This is a genomic window from Nocardioides sp. W7 (genome assembly GCF_022919075.1).
In the GTDB taxonomy this organism is placed as follows: Bacteria; Actinomycetota; Actinomycetes; order Propionibacteriales; family Nocardioidaceae; genus Nocardioides.
Genome location: NZ_CP095078.1, coordinates 3,816,238 through 3,836,605 on the forward strand (window position 1 = coordinate 3,816,238; position 20,368 = coordinate 3,836,605).

Genomic DNA, 20,368 nt, shown 5'->3' on the forward strand with positions numbered 1-20,368 from the left:
ATTCCCGAGTCGACCTAGGTGGGGACCCGGCCTAGGACGTAGAGGCGCTGGGTGGACTCGCCGCGCTCGGCCATGGGGCCGCGGAGGTACCACTCGACGTCGACCAGGCCGGCCGCCTCGAGGAGCGCGACGATCGTGGCCGGGTCGTGGCCCACGACGTCGATCGCCGGCACCTCCTGGTCGAACCAGCTCGTGATCCGCCGCACCTCGTCACCGGCGTGCATCGCGAGCACCAGCCACCCGCCCGCGTCGATCGGGCGCAGCAACGCCATCAGCGAGGCGGGCAGCTCGGACTCCGCCAGGTGGATCAGGGAGTACCACGCGAGCACCGCCCGCCAGCCCGGAGCGGTCTCGGGGCGCATCAGCCGCCGGAGGTGGCCGACGTCGTAGCGGACCCCGGGATGACGCGCCCGGGCCTGCTCGACCATCTCGGGAGTCAGGTCGAGCCCACGGGCGTCGGCTCCGGCAGCGGCGAGGTAGGCGGTCACGTGGCCCGGCCCGCTGCCGACCTCGACGACCGGCCCGCCGTCGGCGTGCGCGGCCACCCGGTCCAGCAGCCACCTCTCGAACGGCAGTCCGTCCAGCTCGTCGGACAGCCGCTCGGCGTAGGTCTCCGCGACGGCGCCGTACGTCGCCCGCACCCGGTCGTCCCGGGCCTCCGCGCCGTCCGCGACCGGGGTCTCGCGGTCGACCCCCGGTGCCCTCGTCACGGCGGTGACCGGCGCGGCGACCTCGCCCAGCAGGTGTGTCCAGCGCGGGTCGTGCTGGCCGGGCTGCCGCGGCAGCTCGCGGACCAGCCCGCGCTCGGCCAGCGCGGTCAGGCAGCTCTCGACCTCGCCGCGGTCGGCGAACGGGTGCAGCCGCTCGGAGCGCGAGCGCAGCTCGCCCGGCGCGTTCGGGCCGCGGAGCAGGAGCACCGTCAGCAACGCGCGCTCGTCGTCGCCGAGGCCGAGCGCCTCGTCGAGGACCTGGTGGTACTTCAGCGTCCGGCGGCCGGTGTCGGACCAGACGATCCGCAGCAGGCCCTTCTCCTTGAGCCGGCGACCGACCTGCTCGACGGTGTGCTCGTCGTAGTCGACGACCGGCTCGCGGCTGCTGGTCTGGTTGCAGGCGGTGCGTAGCGCAGTGAGCGAGAGGGGGTACGACGCCGGGACGGTCCGCTGCTTCTCGAGCAGGGCGCCGAGCACCCGCTGCTCCTCGGCATCCAGGACGGGGAGGTCGATCACGCCGGCCAGCCTAGTGCCGCGTGCCGGAGGCTCAGGCGGCCAGGAGGGCGAGCGACGCAAGCGAGACCAGCCAGCTGACGAAGCTGCCCACCAGGAAGTACTCGGTGACCTCGTGGATGCCGGGACCGCGGTGCCCCTCGCGCCGCGTGGCCTGCAGCTCGGGGAACCGGAGCAGTCCCTTGGCGGCGATCACGATGCCGGCCGCGGTCACCTCCCCCGCCAGCCCGAGCCCGAGGATGACCAGCCGCTCCATCGGCCCCAGGAGCCGGCCCCCCTTCAGGGTGGGCACGGGCGCACCCGGTCCCGACCGGATCGGATTGGCGGTGCCGCTGGCCGCCAGCACCAGCCGCACCACCACGTTGCCGGTCGACAGCTGCACCAGGACGGCCCCGGCGAGGAGGAGCGCGCGGTCGGGGTCGAAGCTGGCGAGGGCCTCGAGTCCGGAGCCCGCGAGCCAGTCGCGCAGCAGGCCGCCGGTGGCCGGGGCGGCCCCGGACAGCGCCACCGCGACGACGAGCACGACCCCCAGGAGGGCCAGCGGGAGTGCGGGTGGTCCGGTGCCGAAGGCGCGGGTCACGCTCCTGCCCCAGGCCACGGTCACGGCGGCCACCACGACCACCGAGGCCAGCTCGCGGGCGGAGGTCAGGCCCGCAGCCGGACCGAGGACGAGCACCGTCAGCGCCCCCGCGACCTCGGCGAGCCTGGGACGGCGCAGCAGCGAGCAGACCAGGTCGGTGGTCCCGATTCCCACCAGCAGCAGCCCGATCCAGCTCACCCCAGGTCCTCCAGCCACGCCGTCGTCTGCAGCACCACCCCGATGCCGTCGCGCCGGACCCGCTGGGAGACCGCCGAACCCGACAGGCCGAGCTCGGCGGCGATCTCCCGCTGCGTCCGTCCGGCCAGCAGACCACGCAGCACCGACAGGGACCGCTCGTCGAGGCGTCCGACCAGCTCGTCGCGGGCGAGCAGCGCCGCCCGGAGGGCCCCCGGAAGCCCCGGTGCCGGGCCGCCGCCCACGTCGTCGGCCTCCCGGTACGTCGTCCGCGCGCCGCGGGTGGCCGGCCGGCCGGCGAGGTCGTGGACCTCGTCGATCGCCGCTCGAGCGGCCCACCATCCGGGCCCGTCCTGGACCCCGGTCCGGGAGTCGAGGATCCGCACGTCGCCGCGCGCGATCCCGTGCCTGAGGTCGTGCTCGGGGAGCAGCGCGACCCGCAACCAGAGCACCGCAGCCGTCGCCGCGCCCAGGCTCGGCAAGGTGCCCTGGTACTCGTCACCGACCGTGATCCGCAGGTCGGCGTCCCATCGGCGGTTCGTCTCCGCGAGCGCCGCGCTCAACCGGTCGTGCAGCCGGCCCCGGTGCGCCGCCGTGCGCGAGCCCACCACGTCGCCGATGACGACGATCGGCGGGGGCTTCATCTCAGCCATATGAAGAGCATAGCTTCATTTCGATTGAATGAAGCCCTGCTCTTCACTATCTGCCCATGAGGCGCCGGTGCGCCTCGGTCTCCGCCCGCTCGGTCTCGCTCGCCGACAGCTCACCCCACAGGATCCGCTTGCTGGCCGCCACCGCCAGCGGATCCGCCGCGGCGGCGACCTCGCGCGCCAGCTCCAGGGCGGCCGGCAGCACCTGCGCCGCGGGCCGCGCGAACGAGGCGATCCCCCGCTCCGCCGCCTCGCGGCCGGTGATCGTGCGCCCGGTCAGGAGCAGGTCGGCGGCCACCGCCGTACCCGCCAGGCGACGGAGCGTCCAGTGGCTCTGGGCATCGCCGACCAGGCCGAAGCGCACCTGCGGCACCGCCAGCTTCGCGTCCTCCGCGACGATCCGGACGTCGGCCTGCAGCGCGATGGTCAGCCCGATGCCGATCGCGTGCCCGTTGACCGCCGCGACCACCAGCTTCGATAGCTCGAACGCCGGCGGCCGAACCGGCGACGCGCTGAACTCCGAGCCCGGCGCGGCGAACGACCGCGCCTCGGGCGAGAGGTCCGCGCCCGCGCAGAAGGCCCGACCGGCGCCGGTCAGCACGATCACGCGCACGTCGTCGTCGGACTCGCAGGCCTGGTAGGCCGCGCTCAGCTCCCGGCCGGTCCCGGCGGTGAAGACGTTGAGCCGGTCCGGCCCGTCGAGGGTCACCACCGCGACCCCGTCGTTCACCTCGAGCGTCACTGTGGTCGCCATGCCCCGGACGCTAGCGCCTCACTCCTCGGCGACGTCGACCAGCACCTTGCCGACAGCCCCCGCCTCGACGGCGTCGTGCGCGGCGGCGAGCTCCTCCAGCGGGTAGTGGTGCAGCGGCATCCCGACCTCGTCGCCGACCCGGATCGCACCGTTGGCGGCAGCGGCATTGACGTCGATCGTCGCCGCCTCGAGCAGGTCGGCGCCGAGGGTGTAGAGCAACAGCCCCTGCAGCCGCAGGTTCTTCGCGAACGTGCCCCGCACCGGCACCGACGCCTCGGCGCCCCCGTTGTCGGCGTAGTAGGCGATCGTCCCGCGGTTGCGCAGCACCTCGACGTCGAGCCCGACGTTCTGGGCGAGCGCGACCTCGACGACGAGGTCGACCCCCTCGGGGCACAGGGCGCGAAGCTCGCTCGCGGCATCGGCGACGCGGTAGTTCACGCTCTGGTGAGCCCCGGCGGCGATCGCCAGGGCCGCCTTCTCGTCACTGCTGACCGTCGTCAGCACGGTCGCGCCGGCCCACCGGGCGAGCTGGATCGCCGCGTTGCCGACCGCCCCCGCTCCCCCGGCGACCAGGACGGTCATCCCCGACATCGCACCGGGCGAGAGGCGGCTGACGTCCTCGCCGGCCGTCAGGGCGCGGTGCGCGGTGACGGCGGGCACGCCCAGGGAGGCACCGAGGTCGTACGACGCACCGACGGGCAGGTGCACCACGCGCTCGACGGGCTGGACGGTGTACTCGGCGGCGGTGCCGAGCCAGCGGCCGTACTGCGCGAGCACCAGCCAGACCCGGTCGCCCTCGGCGAAGCCGGCGACCCCGGGTCCGACCGCGTCGATGACACCGGCGCCGTCCTGACCGGGCGCGACCTCGTCGTACTCGCCGTTCATCTGGGTCGCGCGGAACTTCCAGTCCGTCGGGTTCACCCCGGCCCGGACCATCCGCACCCGCACCTCCCCGGGACCCGGCGCGGGCTGGTCGCGCTCGACCAGCCTCAGCACCCTGGAGGGGCCGGTCTCGCTGTACGTCACCGCTCGCATGTTCTTGTTCGCCTCTTTCGGGTCGGGCAGCTGGCCTCCTCCGGGTGACCAACGACAGGAGGTCCCATGCTCGCACCGCCGCTCCGCGCCGAGGTCACTCCGGGATCGGCGGGCCCAGCACCTCGAGACCGTAGCGCGGCCCGACCTCGGCCCAGCGCGGGATCTCGACCTCGGGCGTCAGCCCGTCGGCGCCCGGCAGGCGCAGCTCGGTCGCCGGGATGCCCACCTCGTCGTACAGGTTCAGCAACCCGCCGGGCGCGGTCAGCGCCAGGAACCGTGCCGGCGCCTCGCCCCGGATCCGGAACGCGTGCGGGATCCCGGCGGGCAGGTACATGAAGCAGCCGGCGTCGAGGTCGTGCGTCTCCTCTCCCGCCCGGTAGCTCATTCGCCCCTCGAGCAGGTAGAAGGCCTCGGCCTCCCGGGTGTGCCGGTGCAGCGGCGTCGCGATGCCCGGCGGCTGGGTCACCAGGGCGACGCCGAGACCCACCGCGTCGCGCGGCGCCTCCAGCAGGTGCTCGAAGAGGGACCCCATGGCCCAGGTCCCGCGGCCACCGCCCGGCCTGGTGACGACGACGTGCTCGGTCATCAGCACTCCTGAGTTTCGATCCGAAAGGGCTTCGGATGAATTGCTACGCTAGGCCCCGTGACCGAGCCCGTCAACAGCCCCGGCAGCACGCGTCGCTACGACTCGAGCCGGCGGCGGGCGGCGGCCGACGCCACCCGTCGCGCGGTGCTCGAGGCCGCCCACGACCTCTTCGTCCGCCAGGGGTACGACGCCACGTCGGTCGCCGAGGTCGCGCAGGCCGCGGGGGTCGCCGTCGACACCGTCTACGCCAGCGTCGGCCGCAAGCCCCGGCTGCTGCTCGCCGTCCACGACCTCGTCCTCGGCGAGGGCGCCGGTGCGGTCGCTGCGGAGCAGCGTGCCTACGTGCAGCGGGTGCGTGCGGCGCCCGACGCGCGCGCCAAGCTCGGCGCCTACGCCGAGGCGATGGGTCGGCTGCTGCCCCGCACCACTCCGCTCCTGGACGCGCTCCGCGCCGCCGCCGCGACCGACGACGGCTGCCGCACGGTCTGGCAGGAGCTGACCGAGCGCCGCGCCGCGAACATGCGCCTGCTCGCCGCCGACCTGCGCAGCACCGGCGAGCTCCGCGACGACCTCACCGACGACGACGTGGCCGACCTGGTCTGGTCGATGAACGGCCCGGAGTACTTCGGGCTCCTGGCCTCGCGCGGACGCACGCCCGAGGAGTACGCCGCCCTGACGGCCGACGTCTGGACCCGCACCCTGCTCCGCTGAACGCGCGACAGGGCCCCGGGTCGGCCGGGTTCAGAGCGCCGAGGCCATCCCCGCGCAGGCCCGCAGCCACTGGCGCCGGGTGTTTGCCGACAGCTGGCTGTAGGGCACCACCGAGCCGGAGACCAGAGCCGGGTCGTACGGCACCCGGTAGACCGCCCGGGTGCGCTGCTCGTAGACGTCGACCAGGTCCTGGGCGAGCTTGGCGTCGACCTGGTCGGACGGGTCGGAGAGCACGGTCACCGTCTTGTACTTGAGGTTCTGGTAGCCGGCGTCCTGCAGGGCGTCCAGCATCCACAGGCCGCTGTAGCCGGTGTCCTCGCGGATCGTGCTGGTCACCACGAGCAGATCGGCGGCGTCGGCGGCGGCCAGCCAGTTCTCCGCGCGCATGTTGTTGCCCGTGTCGACCAGGACGACCCGGTAGAACCGCTCCAGGAGCCGGTGCACGGCGTTGAAGTCGTCGGCGTGGATCATCCCGGTCACGTCCGGCCGCTCGTCGGAGGCCAGGACGTCGAAGTGCGCGGCGACCTGGGAGCGCACGAACGCCCCCAGGTCGCCGATCCGGGACTGGTAGACGTCGTTGAACCGACCGAGGTCCTCCAACAGCTCCCGGGTCGTGTTGCGATGGGTGCTGCGGGTGCCCCGGATGCCGAGCGTGCCGCGGGTCTCGTTGTTGTCCCAGGCGACGACCCCGCCCCCGCGGACGGTGCCGAAGGTGAAGCCCGCCGCGAGCACGCTCGTCGTCTTCGCCGCGCCGCCCTTGGGATTGATGAACGCGATCGTGCGCGGTCCGTCGAAGTCGCGCTGGATGGTGCGCCGGTCCTGGGCGTACTCCAGCTCCTCGGCGCCCATCTGCGGCTTGATCAGGCCGCCCGACCAGCGCCGCACCCGGCCGCGCCAGCCCCAGGTCGCGGGGCCGTGGTCGGCGTCGTCGGCGCGCCGGTCCAGGAAGTCGGTCGCGCTCATGAATCGGCGCGGGTCGCCGGGGTCGTCGCCGTCCGGGACCTGTTCGGACGCGACAGGCTCCGACGCGACGGGATCGGGAGCCGTCGGCACGAGCTCGGACGCCGTCGGGACGAACCGCGCAGGCGGGGTGTACGGCTCGAGCGGAGCATCGGGGTCGAGCCGCTCGGCCGGCGGCCAGAGCCGGTCAGGGACGGCCGCGGCGGGCGGCGGGGTCGCCGGCGGCGGGAAGGACGGCGGGACCGGCGCAGCGGCGGGACGGCTCGGAGCAGCCTGGCCGGAGGCGTACGCGGCGAGATCCTCGGAGGTGTAGAGCCGATCGCTGGTGTCCGAGAGGTCCGGGGCCGACTCGATGGGGTGGCGGAAGGCCGGGTCGTGCGGCTGCTGGGTCATCGGCGTGGGCTCCGTCCAGGTGTTTGTGCTGCGCCCACCCATGCCCGCTACGGGCGCCGCTCACACGTCGCCGAGGTCGTCCAGGGCCGACTCGATGGTGCGGTGGAAGGTGGGGTAGGCGAAGTGCATGCCCTTCAGGGTCGCCACCGGGACCTCGGCGTGCACCGCCGTCGCGAGCAGCCCGATCACCTCGCCGCCGGCGGGGCTGACCACACTCGCCCCGACCAGGATCCCCCGGTCCGCGTCGGCGACGACCTTCACGATGCCGTCGTTCCCGGCCTGGTGGATCCAGCCTCGGTTCGACTCCGAGATGTCGGCGTGCCCGGTGACGACGCGCAGCCCCGCGTCGCGGGCCTGCTGCTCGGTCATCCCGACGGCCGCGACCTCCGGGTCGGTGAAGGTGACCCAGGTGAGCGCGCGATAGTCCGCGCCCGGGACCGGTCGACCGAGGATGTCGCCCACCACCCGGGCGGCCTGGTACATCGACACATGGGTGAACTGGCCCTTGCCGGTGATGTCGCCGACCGCCCAGAGCCGCTCGCCGGCCCGCAGCCGCTCGTCGACGTCGACGACCCGGGCCGTGGGGTCCAGGCCGACCGTCTCCAGCCCGAGGTCCGCGAGGTTGGTACGCCGCCCGGCCGCGACCAGCAGCTGCTCGGCGTCGATCGTCCGCTCGCCGACCTGCACGTGGAAGGACCCGTCGTGGCTGACCCGGGCGATGTCGGCCCCGGTGACGACCTCGATCCCCTCACGGGCGAAGACGTCCGCGATCACGGCGGCGGCCTCCGGCTCGGCCGGCCCGAGGATCCGATCGGCCGCCTCCAGGACGGTGACCCGCACGCCGAACCGGCTGAACGCCTGGGCGAGCTCGGCCCCGATCGGGCCGCCCCCGATGACCACCAGGCTCGCGGGCAGCTCGGTCAGCCGCATCACCTCGCGGTTGGTCCAGTACGGCGTGCCCGCCAGCCCCTCGATCGGCGGCGTCGCCGGCTCGGTGCCCGCGTTGAGGACGACGCCGCGGGCCGCGACGTACGTCGTGCCGTCGACGGTGACCCGTCCGGTGCCGTCGAGCCGGCCGTGGCCGCGGACGATCTCGACGCCCGCCTCCTCCAGCCGGGCGGTGTGCGACTCGTCGTTCCAGTGGTTGGTGGCCTGCTTGTCGATCCGCTCCGCGACCAGGCCCCAGTCCGGGGTCACGCTCACCTGACCGCCGAGCCCGGACGCCCGGTGCGCCTCGGCGAGCGCGTCCGCCGCGCGGATGATCATCTTCGAGGGGATGCAGCCGTAGAACGGGCACTCGCCGCCCACCAGGGCGCGCTCGACGCCGACGACGGTGAGCCCGGCCTCGGCGAGCTTCTGGGCGGCGTACTCGCCGCCGGGTCCGAGTCCGATCACGATCACGTCGACCTGCTTCTCCACCATGCCGACCACCCTAGGGTCAGCGCGAGAGATGGCGGGCGCGGGCGAAGCAGAACAGCCCGAAGCAGCCGATCCCGATCGCGATCGCGCCGAGCAGCACCGGGCCGAACGGCTGGTCGAGCACCTCGTAGAGCGCCTGGTCCAGGCCGCCGGACTTGTCGGCCTCGTGGGTGAAGCCGGCGTAGACGAACAGCGCGCCGACGATGCCGACCGCGATGCCCTTGGCGACGTACCCGACCTTGCCGAAGAGCAGGTACGCCGAGCCGCTCTGGCCGCTCTTGCCCTCCGGGTCGAGCTCCTTGGCGAACTTGTCGGTCCACGCCTTCGCGATCTGGTAGACCCCGTAGCCGATGATCGCCAGGCCGACGACGACCACGATCGCCTGACCGGCGGGCAGGTCCATCAGCTTCGCCGTGGTCGAGTCGGTGCCCGACTTCCCGCCCGAGGACCCCGAGCCGCCCGAGGACCCCGACCCGGTCGCGACCCGGATCGCGCTGACGCCGATCGCGCCGTACAGCACGGCCTTGCCCGCCGAGCTGGCCCGCTTGCGGATCTTGTCGGCGCCGTCCTGGTCCTGGTGGCCGAGGGCCGCCTCGAGGAGGCGCCACACCACCAGCAGGAACATGCCGACGGCCACCAGCCAGACGAGGACCTGGCCGAACGGCTGCTCGGCCAGCTGCTGCAGCGCACCGGAGCTGGACGGCGACCCCTCGCGGTCGCCGAGGGCGAGCTGGAGGGCCAGCCAGCCGATCAGCAGGTGCACCACGCCGTAGGCGATGAGCCCGGCGCGGACGGCGTGGTCCATCCACTCGGAGGAGTTGGCCTGTCGGCCGGCCTGATCAGCACGCTGAGCGATGTCCATGGTCCGGGAGTACCCCCAGACCGTGGGCCGCTCACCTGGCTACAGGGACGCCTTGTTGCGCTGCAGGTTGCCGAGGACGCCGTTGACGAACTGCGGCGACTCGTCGGTCGACAGGTCGCGCACCAGCGCCATCGCCTCGCTGACGGCGACCGCGTCGGGCACGTCGTCGGCGTACAGCAGCTCCCACAGGCCCAGCCGCAGCACGTTGCGATCGACCGCGGGCATCCGGGCGAGCGTCCACCCTTCGGAGTACGCCGCCAGCAGCTCGTCGAGCCGCGCCTGCTGCTCGACCACGCCGCGGACCAGGACCGCGGTGTAGTCGTTGGTCGGACCCTCGTCGTCGGCGATCGCGCGGTCGAGCGCGACGACCGCCGACTCGCCCCGCAGGTCGGAGGCGAAGAGGATGTCCAGCGCCCGCTTGCGGGCCTTGGAACGAGCGGACACTAGGACTTCACGCGACCGAGGTAGGACGAGTCGCGGGTGTCGACCTTGATCTTGTCGCCCTGGTTGACGAAGAGCGGGACCTGGATCTCGTGGTCGGTCTCGAGCGTCGCGGGCTTGGTGCGGCCGGTGGCCGAGTCACCGGCGAGGCCGGGCTCGGTGAAGGTGACGATCAGCTCGACCGAGGCCGGGAGCTCGACGAACAGCACGCGGCCCTCGTTGGTGGCCACGATCGCCTCCTGGTTCTCCAGGAGGAAGTTGGCGCCGTCGCCGAGGACCTCGGGCGAGACCTCGAGCTGGTCGTAGGTGCCGGTGTCCATGAAGACGAAGCTGGTGCCGTCGTTGTAGAGGTACTGCATCGTGCGGCGGTCGACCGTGGCGGTCTCGACCTTGGTGCCGGCGTTGAAGGTCCGGTCGACGTTCTTGCCGGACTCGACGTTGCGGAGCTTGGTGCGCACGAACGCCGGGCCCTTGCCGGGCTTGACGTGCTGGAACTCCACCACGGCCCAGAGCTGGCCGTCGATGTTGAGAACCATGCCGTTCTTCAGGTCGTTCGTCGATGCCATGCGCGCGTGTCAGCCTTCGGGTCAGGTGGCGGGGACGTCGCCGGCGCCGTGCGCGGGCAACAGCCGATGATTCTAGCGTCGGGGCGGCTCGGTGGTCGAAATGGCCACCAGCGCCATCCGGTAGCCCTCGATCCCGTGACCCGCGATCACCTCGTCGGCGTGCGGGGTGACCACGGAGGTGTGCCGGAACTCCTCGGGCCGCTGGTGCGGGTCGGAGATGTGCACCTCGACCAGCGGGCCGCTCAGCTGGGCGCACGCGTCGAAGATCGCGTAGGAGTAGTGCGTCCACGCGGCGGCGTTCAGCACGACCGCGTCGCCGTCGTCGGCCGCGGCGTTGAGCCAGTCGAGCAGCAGGCCCTCGTGGTTGGTCTGGCGGACCTCGACGTCCAGGCCGAGCTCGCGGCCCCACGCGACGCACTGCTCGGCGAGCTCGGCGTGGGTGGTGTGGCCGTAGATCTCCGGCTGCCGGCGGCCGAGCCGTCCGAGGTTGGGCCCGTTGAGCACCAGGACCCTCATGCGTCGGCTCCGCTCAGTGCGTCGTACGCCGCCCGCAGCTCGTCCTCGGACGGCCCGGCGAGGACCTGGGGGGTCGCCAGCGCGCCGAGCACGACGAAGCGCAGCTGCGAGCCACGCGACTTCTTGTCCACCTTCATCGTGGCGTGCAGGTCCTCGAAGGAAGCGGCGTCGTACGACGTCGGCAGGCCGACCCGGCCGAAGGCGGACCGGTGCCGCTCAGCCAGCGCCTCGTCGATCAGGCCCGCGCGTCGGGCCAGCTCGGCCACGAAGACGCACCCGATCGCGACGGCCTCGCCGTGCCGGATCCGGTAGTCCTCGGCCCGCTCGATGGCGTGGGCCAGGGTGTGGCCGTAGTTGAGGGCCTCGCGGCCCGGATGGCCGTCGCGACCACCGGTCTCCTTGAGGTCCTCGACCACGACGTCGACCTTCACCCGGATCGCCCGCTCGACGAGCTCGCGGAGCACCGGGGAGTCGGCGGTGATGGCCTCGGGGTCGGTGCCCTCGACCAGGTCGAGGATCACCGGATCGGCGATGAAGCCGCACTTGATGACCTCGCCGAGGCCGGCGACGAGCTCGTCGCGCGGCAGCGTGCGGAGGGTGGACAGGTCGCAGAGCACCCCGGCCGGCTCGTGGAAGGCGCCGACCAGGTTCTTCCCGGCGGCCGTGTTGATGCCGGTCTTGCCGCCCACGGCGGCATCGACCATGCCGAGCAGGGTGGTCGGCACGTGCACGACGCGGACCCCCCGCAGCCAGGACGCGGCCACGAAGCCGCCGAGGTCGGTGGTGGCGCCGCCGCCGACGGTGACGACCGCGTCGGAGCGGGTGAAGCCCGCCGCGCCGAGCGCCTCCCAGCAGTCGTTGACCACTGACGAGGTCTTGCCCGCTTCGCCGTCGGGCAGGCCGAGGGCGAGCACGTCGTAGTGCTTCCCGAGCAGGTCGGCGATCGGCTGGGCCAACTCGCCGAGGGGGCCGGCGTAAAGCAGGGCGACGCGCTGGACGGACTCGCCCAGGATCCCCGGGAGCAGCCCGGCCAGGTCGTGGCCGATGACGACGTCGTACGGCGACGCGCCGCCGACGTGCAGGGTCGTGTCGCTCATGCCAGCACCTTCTCGATCTCGCGGGCGACGTCGTCGGGGGCCCGCCCGTCGGTGTCGACCACGTGCGTGGCGACCTCTTCGTAGATGGCGGTGCGCTCGTCGAGCAGCGTCTTGATCCGCGAGCGGACGTTGCCGAGCAGCAGCGGCCGGCCGACGCCGAGCCCGACCCGCTTCACGGCGTCGGAGAGCCCGACCCGCAGGAACACCACCCGGTGGCCGACGAGCAGCTCGCGGGTGGCCGGGTCGAGCACCGCTCCCCCGCCCAGCGCGAGCACGCCGTCGTGCTCGGCCAGCGCGGTCGCCACCGCGGTCCGCTCGAGCGTGCGGAAGGCGTCCTCGCCGTCGTCGACGAAGATCTCGCTGATCGGCTTGCCGGCCAACGCCTCGACGTCGTGGTCGGTGTCGCGCACGCTCGCGCCCCAGGACCCGGCGAGCAGCCCCGCGACCGTGGTCTTGCCGGCCCCCATCGGGCCGACCAGGACGACGCGGGGTGTCACTTGAAACGGAGCGTGTCGAGGTAGGACTCGGCGTTGCGCCGGGTCTCGCGCACGGAGTCACCGCCGAACTTCTCGGTGACGGCGTCCGCCAGCACCAGCGCCACCATCGCCTCGGCGACGATGCCGGCGGCCGGGACGGCACAGACGTCGGAGCGCTGGTGGTGGGCGACCGCTGCCTCGCCGGTGGCGAGGTCGACCGTGCGCAGCGCCCGCGGGACCGTCGCGATCGGCTTCATCGCCGCCCGGACCCGGAGCACCTCGCCGGTGGTCATGCCGCCCTCGATACCTCCGGAGCGCCCGCTGACCCGGCGGATGCCGTCCTCGGTGGGGACGATCTCGTCGTGGGCGAGCGAGCCCGGCGTGGCCGCGAGCTCGAAGCCGTCGCCGACCTCGACGCCCTTGATCGCCTGGATGCCCATCAGCGCGCCCGCCAGGCGCGAGTCGAGGCGCCGGTCCCAGTGCACGTGCGAGCCGAGGCCCGGCGGGAGCCCGTGGACGACGACCTCGACGACGCCGCCGAGGGTGTCGCCGTCGGTGTGGGCCTGGTCGATCCGCTCCACCATCAGCTTGCTGGTGTCGGCGTCGAGACAGCGCACCGGGTCGTCGTCGAGCCGCTGCACGTCGTCCGCCTCGGGCCACAGGCCCGCAGGGGCGCGGACGCCGCCGAGCTCGATGACGTGGGAGACGATGCGGGCGCCGACGGCCTGCTCGAGGAAGTTGCTGGCCACCCGGCCGAGCGCGACCCGGGCAGCGGTCTCCCGGGCGGAGGCGCGCTCGAGGATCGGGCGGGCGTCGGCGAAGTCGTACTTCTGCATGCCGGCGAGGTCGGCGTGACCGGGGCGGGGCCGGGTCAGCGCCGCGTTGCGCGCCATGCCCTCCAGCTCGACCGGGTCGACCGGGTCGGCGGCCATCACCTTCTCCCACTTGGGCCACTCGGTGTTGCCGACCTGGACGGCGACCGGTCCGCCCTGGGTCTCACCGTGCCGGACGCCGCCCACCAGGGTGACCTCGTCCTGCTCGAACTTCATCCGGGCGCCGCGGCCGTAGCCGAGGCGCCGGCGGGACAGGGAGTCCTGGACGTCCTCGCTCGTCACCCGGACATGGGCCGGGAGGCCTTCGAGGATCGCGACCAGGGACGGGCCGTGGGACTCGCCCGCGGTGAGCCAACGCAGCATGGGCCAAGTCTTTCACGACCGCGACGGCGGTCGTCGCCGGTCATGCCAGTGCGAGACCGGACAGCAGTGTGGGGCCGAGCACGACGCCCAGCAGGGCGCCCACGATCATCGCCGGACCGAAGGGGTACGGCGACCGCAGCAGCGACCGGTCCCGACGCACGATCGCCAGCAGCAGACCGGGCAGCGCGAAGACGAGGAAGCCGGCGTACACGCCGAGCGCGAACTCCGCCCAGCCGAGGTAGGCCAGCGCGAAGCCGAGCAGCGCCGCGAGCCGGACGTCGCCGAACCCCATGCCGGCCGAGTGCACGAACCACAGCAGCCAGTAGCACGACCGAGCCACCACCAGGCCGATCGCGGCTCGCACCAGGTCGTCGCGGTCACCGGTCGCGAGCGCCTCCACGACCGCGAGCACGACGAGCCCGGCGGTCGCCGGCAGCACCACCACCCGCGGGAGCAGACGGGTGCGCAGGTCGACCAGGCCCAGCGCGACACACACGGGCACCAGCGGCAGCAGCCCGACCAGGGCGCGCTCCCAGCCGACGGCGTACCCGAGCAGGCCGCTGGCGACGCCGCTGACGACGGCGGTCCGCATGGCCAGACCGGGCCGGGCGGCCAGCACGGCGTACGGGACCTTGGGGCCGTCCTCGGGGTGCGGGTCCTCGGCGGGCTCGGGGATCCGCCCGACCAGGGACGGGACGAGGGCGCCGAGCACGGCGCCGACCAGCGCCGCCACGGCGGCCGCGGCCACCGGGCTCACCTCGCCGACCGCTCCGCCAGCGCCTGCTCGCCGGCCGCGCGCATCTGCTCGAGCGGGGCCGGGAGGCCGGTGAACATCGTGAACTGGAGCGCTGCCTGGTGGACCAGGAGGTCCAGCCCGCCCACCAGCGCCCGGTCGGCCGCCGAGCGGGACAACGGCGTGGGCCAGGGCGCGTAGAGCGCCTCGAAGACCACGGCGGCCGCGCCGCAGCGGGCCACGAGGTCCTCGGTCTGGGCCTGTGCCGGGACGGTCGAGACGACTACCTCGCCGACGACCGGGTCGAGCGCCAGCGAGCCGACCCGGACCCGGGGCGCGCTGGGGTGGGCGGCGATCACGGCGGCGGTCTCGGCCGCACGCTCGGGCGAGCGGGCCAGCAGCGTCACGCTGCGGGCGCCGAGCTCAACCAGCGCCAGGCCAGTCGAGGCGGCCGTCGCGCCGGCACCGAGCACCGTCGCGGAGGTGACCGGCCCGGCGTACCGCTCCCGGACCGCGGCGACCGCACCCGGGAGGTCGGTGTTGTCGGCGAGCCGGCCCTCGGGGCCGATCACCAGCGTGTTGGCCGCGCCGGCCAGGCGGGCCCGCTCGGTGACCTCGGTGGCCAGCACCAGCACCTCGCGCTTCAGCGGCGCGGTGACCGACAGACCCCGCCAGGTCGCGTCGAGCGCCTCGACGAAGCCCCGGACGCCGCCCGCCGGCACCCGCACGGCGTCGTACGACCAGCCGGTGAGGCCGGCGGCGGCGTACCCGGCCCGATGCAGGGCGGGCGAGAGCGAGTGGGTGATCGGGTCACCCAGGACAGCGCACCGCATCGACCTCAGCAGGCGCCTTCGGACTCGGTCGCGCAGTAGTCGCGCAGCTCGTTCTTGTAGGTCAGGAACTCCTCGTTCGTCTCGGCGAACTTCGTCTCGCCCGTCGCCAGGTTGACCGTGACGTAGTAGTACCAGTCACCCTCGGCTGGCTTCGCCGCCGCCGCGATCGCGGCGTCGCCGGGGGCCTCGATCGGGCCCGGCGGCAGGCCGTCGACCTCGTAGGTGTTGTACGGCGAGTCGATCTTCAGGTCGTCGGACGTCGGCACCGCACCCAGCGTGTTGCCGGCGGCGTAGTTGACCGTCGCGTCGATCTGGAGCCTGCCGATGGTTCCGGCCGTGCCGGGGTTCTCGATCCGGTTGTAGATGACCCGGGAGATCTTCGGCATGTCCTCGCCGCGACCCTCCGCCTCGATCAGGCTGGCGATGGTCATCAGCTCGTGCGGGGTGTAGCCCAGCCGCTCCGCCGCGCCCTCGAGGTCGGCGCTCTCGGCCGCCTGGGACCACCGGGCGACCATCTGCTTCAGCATGTCGGCGGGCTTGTCGTTGGGACCGAAGGCGTACGTCGCCGGGAACAGGTAGCCCTCGGCGTTGCCCCCGGCGTACTCGGGCAGGCCCAGCTCGGCGGGGTTCTCCAGCGCCTTGTTGAAGGCGCGCTCCGGGAAACCGGTGCCCTTCGCGAGGGCCTTCACGACCTCGGTCAGGCGCAGGCCCTCCGGGATGGTGACCGTGCTGGTGACCAGGTTGGCCGGGTCGACGAGCAGGGCGATCGCGTCCTCGGAGGCCATCTCCTTCTGCAGGTCGTAGTAGCCGACCTGGATCCCCCCGGCCTGCGGGTTGCCGTTGACCGCGCCGACGCAGGCGTCGACCGAGGCGACGACACCCTCGGCCTCGAGGTTGCGACAGATCGCGGAGCCGTTCTCGCCCTTGGCCACCTCGAAGGTCAGGCTGCCGCTGCCGGGCCCGGGGTAGTCCTCGGGGTCGGCGAACTGGTCCTGGAGCTTGTCGAGGCCGGTGGTGACGCCGACGTAGAGCAGGCCGGCGATCACGGCGAACGCGACCAGCACGGCCAGGCACCCGGAGAGGCCGCGGCCACGCTTCTTCTTCGCGCGCCGGGACCCGCCGGGGGAAGCCGGACGCGCCGGCTGGTCGTCGGCCACCCGGGGCAGGATGCTCGAGTCGTCGAAGGTCCCGGGCTCGTGCTCGTCGTTCATCTCGTCTCCTCGACGATCTCACCCGGCGCGGTCCCGGTCGCGCGCTCGGTGTCCAGTGCGTGCTGAAGGATCAGCACCGCCGCGGCCTGGTCGACCACGGCACGTCGATCGGCCCCCTTGCGGCCTCGGTCGCGCAGCATAGCCTCCGCCGACACCGTGGTCAGCCGCTCGTCGACCAGCCGCACCGGAACCGGCGCCACCGATCGGGAGAGCCGGGCCGCGAACTCGCGGGTCTTCACGGCCGCCGGGCCCTCGCGTCCCGACAGCGACCGGGGCAGCCCGAGGACGACCTCGACCGCCTCGTGCTCGGTCACGATCGCCGCGATCCGGCCCAGGTCGCCGCGGCCGCGGCGTACCGTCTCGACGGGCGTCGCGAGGAAGCCCGTCGGGTCGCTGCGCGCCACCCCGATCCGGGCGTCGCCGGGGTCGATGCCGATCCGTACGCCGGGACGCAACTGCTCAGGCCTGCCCGGTGGACTGGCCGGTCGCGCGGGCGACCTCGGCGTGTACGGCGGCCAACGCCTCGTCGATGCGGGAGGCGTCGGTGCCGCCACCCTGCGCGACGTCGGCCTTACCGCCGCCCTTGCCGCCGACGAACGGACCGACGGCGCGGACCAGGTCGTTGGCGCTCAGGCCGAGGTCGCGGGCCCGCTCGGTCGTCGCGGCCACCACGGAGACCTTCCCGTCGGCGGCGCCGATCACGACGACCACCCCCGGGACACCGTCGGGCAGCCGGCCGCGGACGTCCATCGCGAGGGTGCGGACGTCGCCGCCCCCGGCGCCGTCGACGCGGTGGGCCACCACGTGCACGCCGCCGACGACGCTCGCGCCGGCCGCGAGCTGCGCGCCCCCGGCGAGCAGCTGGGACAGCCGCGCCCGCTCGATCTCCTTCTCGGCCGCACGCAGGCGCTCGACCAGGTCGGAGACCCGTCCGACCAGGTCGTCGGGCTGGGTCTTCAGCAGGCCGGTGAGCTGGCCGACGACGTCGCGCTCGCGGGCCAGGTAGCGGAAGCCCTCGACGCCGGTGAACGCCTCGATGCGGCGGTTGCCGGAGCCGACCGAGGACTCCCCCGTCACGACGATGGTGCCGATCTGCGAGGAGTGGTCGACGTGGGTGCCGCCGCACAGCTCGCGCGACCACGGCCCGCCGATCTCCACGACCCGCACCTTCGAGTCGTCGTAGGTCTCTCCGAAGAGCGCGACCGCGCCCCAGTCCTTTGCCTCGGGCAGCGTCATGTACTGCCAGCCGACCGGCAGGTCGGCGCGCAGGGCGTTGTTGGACACCAGCTCGATGTCGGCGACCTGCTCCGGGCGCAGCCCGGTGGTCCAGCCGAAGTCGAGGCGCAGGTAGCCGGGGCGGTTGTAGGAGCCGGACTGCAGCGCCGTGGGACCGAGCACCTCGCGGAGCGCGGCGTGCACGACGTGGGTGCCGGAGTGTGCCTGGCGGGCGCCGGTGCGCCACTCCGGGTCGACCTGGGCGTGCAGCGTGGCTCCCTCGGCCGAGGCCAGCTCGCCGTCGACGACGCGCACCTGGTGGACGACCAGACCCTTGATCGGGCGCTGTACGTCGAGCACCTCGAGCCGGCCACCGTCGAACTCGATGATGCCGGCGTCGGCCGCCTGGCCGCCGGACTCGGCGTAGAACGGCGTGCGGTCGAGGACCAGCTCACCGACCTCGCCGGCGCGCAGGGTGCTCACCGGGGCACCCTGCTGCAGCACCGCGAGCGCGCGCGACTCCGTCTCCAGCGTCTCGTAGGCCAGCCAGTCGGTCGGCCCGTTGGCGTCGAGGATGCCGCGGTAGACGCCGGTGTCGGCGTGCTGGCCCTTCTTGGAGCGCGCGTCGGCCTTGGCCCGCTCGCGCTGCTCGGCCATCAGCGAGCGGAAGCCCTCCTCGTCGACGCTCAGGCCGGCCTCGGACGCCATCTCCAGGGTCAGGTCGATCGGGAAGCCGTAGGTGTCGTGCAGGGCGAACGCCTGGTCGCCCGCGAGCCGGGTCGAGCCCGACTTCTTCACCTCGGTCGCGGCCAGGTCGAAGATCTGGGTGCCGGCCTGGAGCGTCTTGCGGAACGTCTCCTCCTCGGCGTACGCGACCCGGGCGATCCGGTCCCAGTCGGTGCGCAGGTCGGTGTAGGTCTCGGCCATCCTGTCGCGCGAGACCGGCATCAGCTCGGGCAGCGCGGGGTCGCCGTACCCGAGCAGGCGCATGGAGCGCACCGCGCGACGCAGCAGCCGGCGCAGCACGTAGCCGCGCGCCTCGTTGCCGGGGGTGACGCCGTCGCCGATCAGCATCATCGAGCTGCGCACGTGGTCGGCGACCACGCGGAAGCGGACGTCGTCCTCGTGGTCGGCGCCGTACCGCTTGCCGGTGAGGGCCATCGCCTTCTCGATCACCGGGAACATCACGTCGGTCTCGTACATGTTGTCCTTGCCCTGGAGCAGGTACGCGACCCGCTCCAGGCCCATGCCGGTGTCGATGTTCTTCTTCGGCAGCTCGCCGGCGATGTCGAAGTCCGACTTGCTGCGCACGGCCGAGAGCTCGTCCTGCATGAAGACGAGGTTCCAGAACTCCAGGTAGCGGTCGCCGGCGTCCCAGTCGCGGTCGGCGCCGTACGCCGGGCCGCGGTCGATCAACAGCTCCGAGCAGGGACCTCCCGGGCCGGGGACGCCCATGCTCCAGTAGTTCTCCTTGGGAGGCAGGCGCACGATCCGGTCGTCCGGCAGGCCGGTGATCCGCTTCCAGAGCGTGACGGCCTCCTCGTCGCCGTCCAGCACGGACGGGTAGAGGACCGACTCGTCGAACCCGAAGCCGCCGTCGGCCTGGGACTTGGTGACCAGCTCCCAGGCCAGCTCGATGGCGCCTTCCTTGAAGTAGTCGCCGAAGGAGAAGTTGCCGCACATCTCGAAGAACGTGCCGTGCCGGGTGGTCTTGCCGACGTCCTCGATGTCGGGGGTCCGCACGCACTTCTGCACGCTGGTCGCGCGGGTGTACGGCGGGGTCTCCTGGCCGAGGAAGTACGGCTTGAACGGCACCATGCCGGCGTTCACGAACAGCAGGTTCGGGTCGTCGAGCAGCAGCGACGCGGACGGTACGGGGGTGTGGCCGGCGCGCTCGAAGTGAGCGACGAACCTCCGTCGGATCTCCGCGGTGTCCATCAGTGGGTGCCTTCCTCGTCGGTGCTGCTGATCTCGGTGGTGGTGCGGGTCGGAGCCTCAAGCTCCGGGGTGGTGTCGGGGACGAGCCCCAGTCGGGCCCGGAGGTCGAGCTCGGCCTCGGCCTTACCCTGGGCGACCTCGTCGCGGACCATCCGGAGGCCGAGGGTGGCGGCACTCCACCGGTCCCGGAGACCCTCGGCGGTGAGCGCCTCGGCCGCGCGGCGCCCGCGGATCATCGCGTAGACCCCGGCCCCGGCCCCGGCAACGAACCAGAGGCCGCGGTTCATGCGGCGCTGCCCTCCTGGTTCAGGTCTGCTCGCTGACGGGCGGCCCAGTCGCGCTTGGCCTCACGCAGGTCGGCGCGGCGCTGCTTGCGGGCCCGCTTGACCTCGCGCCGCATCTCGAACCGGATCCGGTTGCGGGTCTCGGGCGCCAGCGCCCGTCGTACGCCGTGGGCGAGCGAGGCGGCCTGCACGACCGACTCCCTCAGCACCAGGTCCGCGAAGAGCCGACCGTCGACCGTCGGCGCCGCGGCGGGCACCGGGGACGGTTCCTCCCCGAGCCGGGTGATCACGTGCGCGGGCTCAGGCGACGGGCTCGGCGAGCGCTCCTCGGACCGCTCCAGGCGGTCGAGGCGCTCGCGCAGCTCGGTGGACTCGGCCCGGACCGCGGCCAGCACCTGCGCGTGCGCGGACCGGGCGCGCAGCAGCGCCACGGCGAGCCCGAGCGCCACCAGCGCCACGAGCACCGCGGCTGCGGGCGCGATCCATTCGGTCAT

Annotated in this window: 23 protein-coding genes; 1 reads left to right on the forward strand and 22 read right to left on the reverse strand. The window is 73.4% G+C overall.

All coding sequences use genetic code 11. The annotated features are described in order from the left end of the window. Positions 1-14 precede the first annotated feature (14 nt). The 6 genes from MUB56_RS18060 to MUB56_RS18085 all read right to left on the reverse strand — a co-directional run bounded on the left by MUB56_RS18060 (position 15) and on the right by MUB56_RS18085 (position 5,023). The gene (locus MUB56_RS18060; protein ID WP_244928397.1) at positions 15-1,226 is read right to left on the reverse strand and encodes a DUF480 domain-containing protein; all 1,212 of its coding nucleotides are present in this window, start codon (positions 1,224-1,226) and stop codon (positions 15-17) included. 31 nt (positions 1,227-1,257) lie between these two features. Next, complete coding sequence (locus MUB56_RS18065) at positions 1,258-2,001, reverse strand: hypothetical protein (protein ID WP_244928398.1); 744 nt, start codon at positions 1,999-2,001, stop codon at positions 1,258-1,260. Continuing rightward, complete coding sequence (locus MUB56_RS18070; protein ID WP_244928399.1) at positions 1,998-2,651, reverse strand: SatD family protein; 654 nt, start codon at positions 2,649-2,651, stop codon at positions 1,998-2,000. The genes MUB56_RS18065 and MUB56_RS18070 overlap by 4 nt, the downstream gene beginning before the upstream one ends. Positions 2,652-2,697: 46 nt before the next feature. Beyond that, positions 2,698-3,402 (reverse strand): enoyl-CoA hydratase/isomerase family protein, encoded by a 705-nt coding sequence (locus tag MUB56_RS18075; protein WP_244928400.1) that lies wholly within the window; start codon positions 3,400-3,402, stop codon positions 2,698-2,700. Between the two features lie 18 nt (positions 3,403-3,420). Further along, complete coding sequence (locus MUB56_RS18080) at positions 3,421-4,437, reverse strand: NADPH:quinone reductase (protein ID WP_244928401.1); 1,017 nt, start codon at positions 4,435-4,437, stop codon at positions 3,421-3,423. 94 nt (positions 4,438-4,531) lie between these two features. After that, positions 4,532-5,023, reverse strand: a complete 492-nt coding sequence (locus MUB56_RS18085) for a cupin domain-containing protein (protein WP_244928402.1) — start codon at positions 5,021-5,023, stop codon at positions 4,532-4,534. 57 nt (positions 5,024-5,080) lie between these two features. Here MUB56_RS18085 and MUB56_RS18090 point away from each other — a divergent pair, with 57 nt between their 5' ends. After that, positions 5,081-5,734: a TetR/AcrR family transcriptional regulator gene (locus MUB56_RS18090; RefSeq protein WP_244928403.1), complete on the forward strand. Its 654-nt coding sequence runs from the start codon at positions 5,081-5,083 to the stop codon at positions 5,732-5,734. Between the two features lie 30 nt (positions 5,735-5,764). Here the strand turns inward: MUB56_RS18090 and MUB56_RS18095 are convergent, their stop codons facing one another. The 16 genes from MUB56_RS18095 to MUB56_RS18170 form a co-directional block, all read right to left on the reverse strand. Next, positions 5,765-7,087: a hypothetical protein gene (locus MUB56_RS18095; protein WP_244928404.1), complete on the reverse strand. Its 1,323-nt coding sequence runs from the start codon at positions 7,085-7,087 to the stop codon at positions 5,765-5,767. Between the two features lie 60 nt (positions 7,088-7,147). Beyond that, on the reverse strand, positions 7,148-8,509 hold the full coding sequence (locus MUB56_RS18100) for an NAD(P)/FAD-dependent oxidoreductase (protein WP_244928405.1): 1,362 nt from the start codon (positions 8,507-8,509) through the stop codon (positions 7,148-7,150). A gap of 16 nt (positions 8,510-8,525) precedes the next feature. Next, entirely contained in the window at positions 8,526-9,368 is an 843-nt protein-coding gene (locus MUB56_RS18105; RefSeq protein ID WP_244928406.1) for a DUF1206 domain-containing protein, read from the reverse strand. A gap of 39 nt (positions 9,369-9,407) precedes the next feature. After that, the gene (gene nusB / locus MUB56_RS18110; RefSeq protein ID WP_244928407.1) at positions 9,408-9,812 is read right to left on the reverse strand and encodes a transcription antitermination factor NusB; all 405 of its coding nucleotides are present in this window, start codon (positions 9,810-9,812) and stop codon (positions 9,408-9,410) included. Next, positions 9,812-10,375: an elongation factor P gene (efp, locus tag MUB56_RS18115; protein ID WP_244928408.1), complete on the reverse strand. Its 564-nt coding sequence runs from the start codon at positions 10,373-10,375 to the stop codon at positions 9,812-9,814. Before efp ends, nusB begins: the two co-directional genes overlap by 1 nt. Before the next feature lie 72 nt (positions 10,376-10,447). Further along, complete coding sequence (locus MUB56_RS18120; protein ID WP_244928409.1) at positions 10,448-10,891, reverse strand: type II 3-dehydroquinate dehydratase; 444 nt, start codon at positions 10,889-10,891, stop codon at positions 10,448-10,450. After that, positions 10,888-11,988, reverse strand: coding sequence for a 3-dehydroquinate synthase (aroB, locus tag MUB56_RS18125; protein WP_244928410.1), 1,101 nt, complete (start codon positions 11,986-11,988; stop codon positions 10,888-10,890). The genes MUB56_RS18120 and aroB overlap by 4 nt, the downstream gene beginning before the upstream one ends. Continuing rightward, positions 11,985-12,455 carry a shikimate kinase gene (locus tag MUB56_RS18130; RefSeq protein WP_244932442.1) on the reverse strand — a complete coding sequence of 157 codons (471 nt, stop codon included), beginning with the start codon at positions 12,453-12,455 and terminating at the stop codon, positions 11,985-11,987. The genes aroB and MUB56_RS18130 overlap by 4 nt, the downstream gene beginning before the upstream one ends. A 26-nt stretch (positions 12,456-12,481) precedes the next feature. Continuing rightward, complete coding sequence (gene aroC / locus MUB56_RS18135; protein ID WP_244928411.1) at positions 12,482-13,660, reverse strand: chorismate synthase; 1,179 nt, start codon at positions 13,658-13,660, stop codon at positions 12,482-12,484. Between the two features lie 40 nt (positions 13,661-13,700). Then, on the reverse strand, positions 13,701-14,408 hold the full coding sequence (locus MUB56_RS18140; protein WP_244928412.1) for an A24 family peptidase: 708 nt from the start codon (positions 14,406-14,408) through the stop codon (positions 13,701-13,703). A gap of 5 nt (positions 14,409-14,413) precedes the next feature. Further along, entirely contained in the window at positions 14,414-15,226 is an 813-nt protein-coding gene (locus MUB56_RS18145) for a shikimate dehydrogenase (RefSeq protein ID WP_244928413.1), read from the reverse strand. A gap of 5 nt (positions 15,227-15,231) precedes the next feature. Beyond that, positions 15,232-16,437 (reverse strand): endolytic transglycosylase MltG, encoded by a 1,206-nt coding sequence (gene mltG, locus MUB56_RS18150; protein WP_244928414.1) that lies wholly within the window; start codon positions 16,435-16,437, stop codon positions 15,232-15,234. Then, on the reverse strand, positions 16,434-16,892 hold the full coding sequence (ruvX, locus tag MUB56_RS18155) for a Holliday junction resolvase RuvX (protein ID WP_244928415.1): 459 nt from the start codon (positions 16,890-16,892) through the stop codon (positions 16,434-16,436). Before ruvX ends, mltG begins: the two co-directional genes overlap by 4 nt. 4 nt (positions 16,893-16,896) lie before the next feature. Beyond that, positions 16,897-19,590 carry an alanine--tRNA ligase gene (alaS, locus tag MUB56_RS18160; protein WP_244928416.1) on the reverse strand — a complete coding sequence of 898 codons (2,694 nt, stop codon included), beginning with the start codon at positions 19,588-19,590 and terminating at the stop codon, positions 16,897-16,899. Next, positions 19,590-19,877 carry a DUF6167 family protein gene (locus MUB56_RS18165; RefSeq protein WP_244928417.1) on the reverse strand — a complete coding sequence of 96 codons (288 nt, stop codon included), beginning with the start codon at positions 19,875-19,877 and terminating at the stop codon, positions 19,590-19,592. The genes alaS and MUB56_RS18165 overlap by 1 nt, the downstream gene beginning before the upstream one ends. Further along, positions 19,874-20,368, reverse strand: a complete 495-nt coding sequence (locus tag MUB56_RS18170) for a hypothetical protein (protein WP_244928418.1) — start codon at positions 20,366-20,368, stop codon at positions 19,874-19,876. The genes MUB56_RS18165 and MUB56_RS18170 overlap by 4 nt, the downstream gene beginning before the upstream one ends.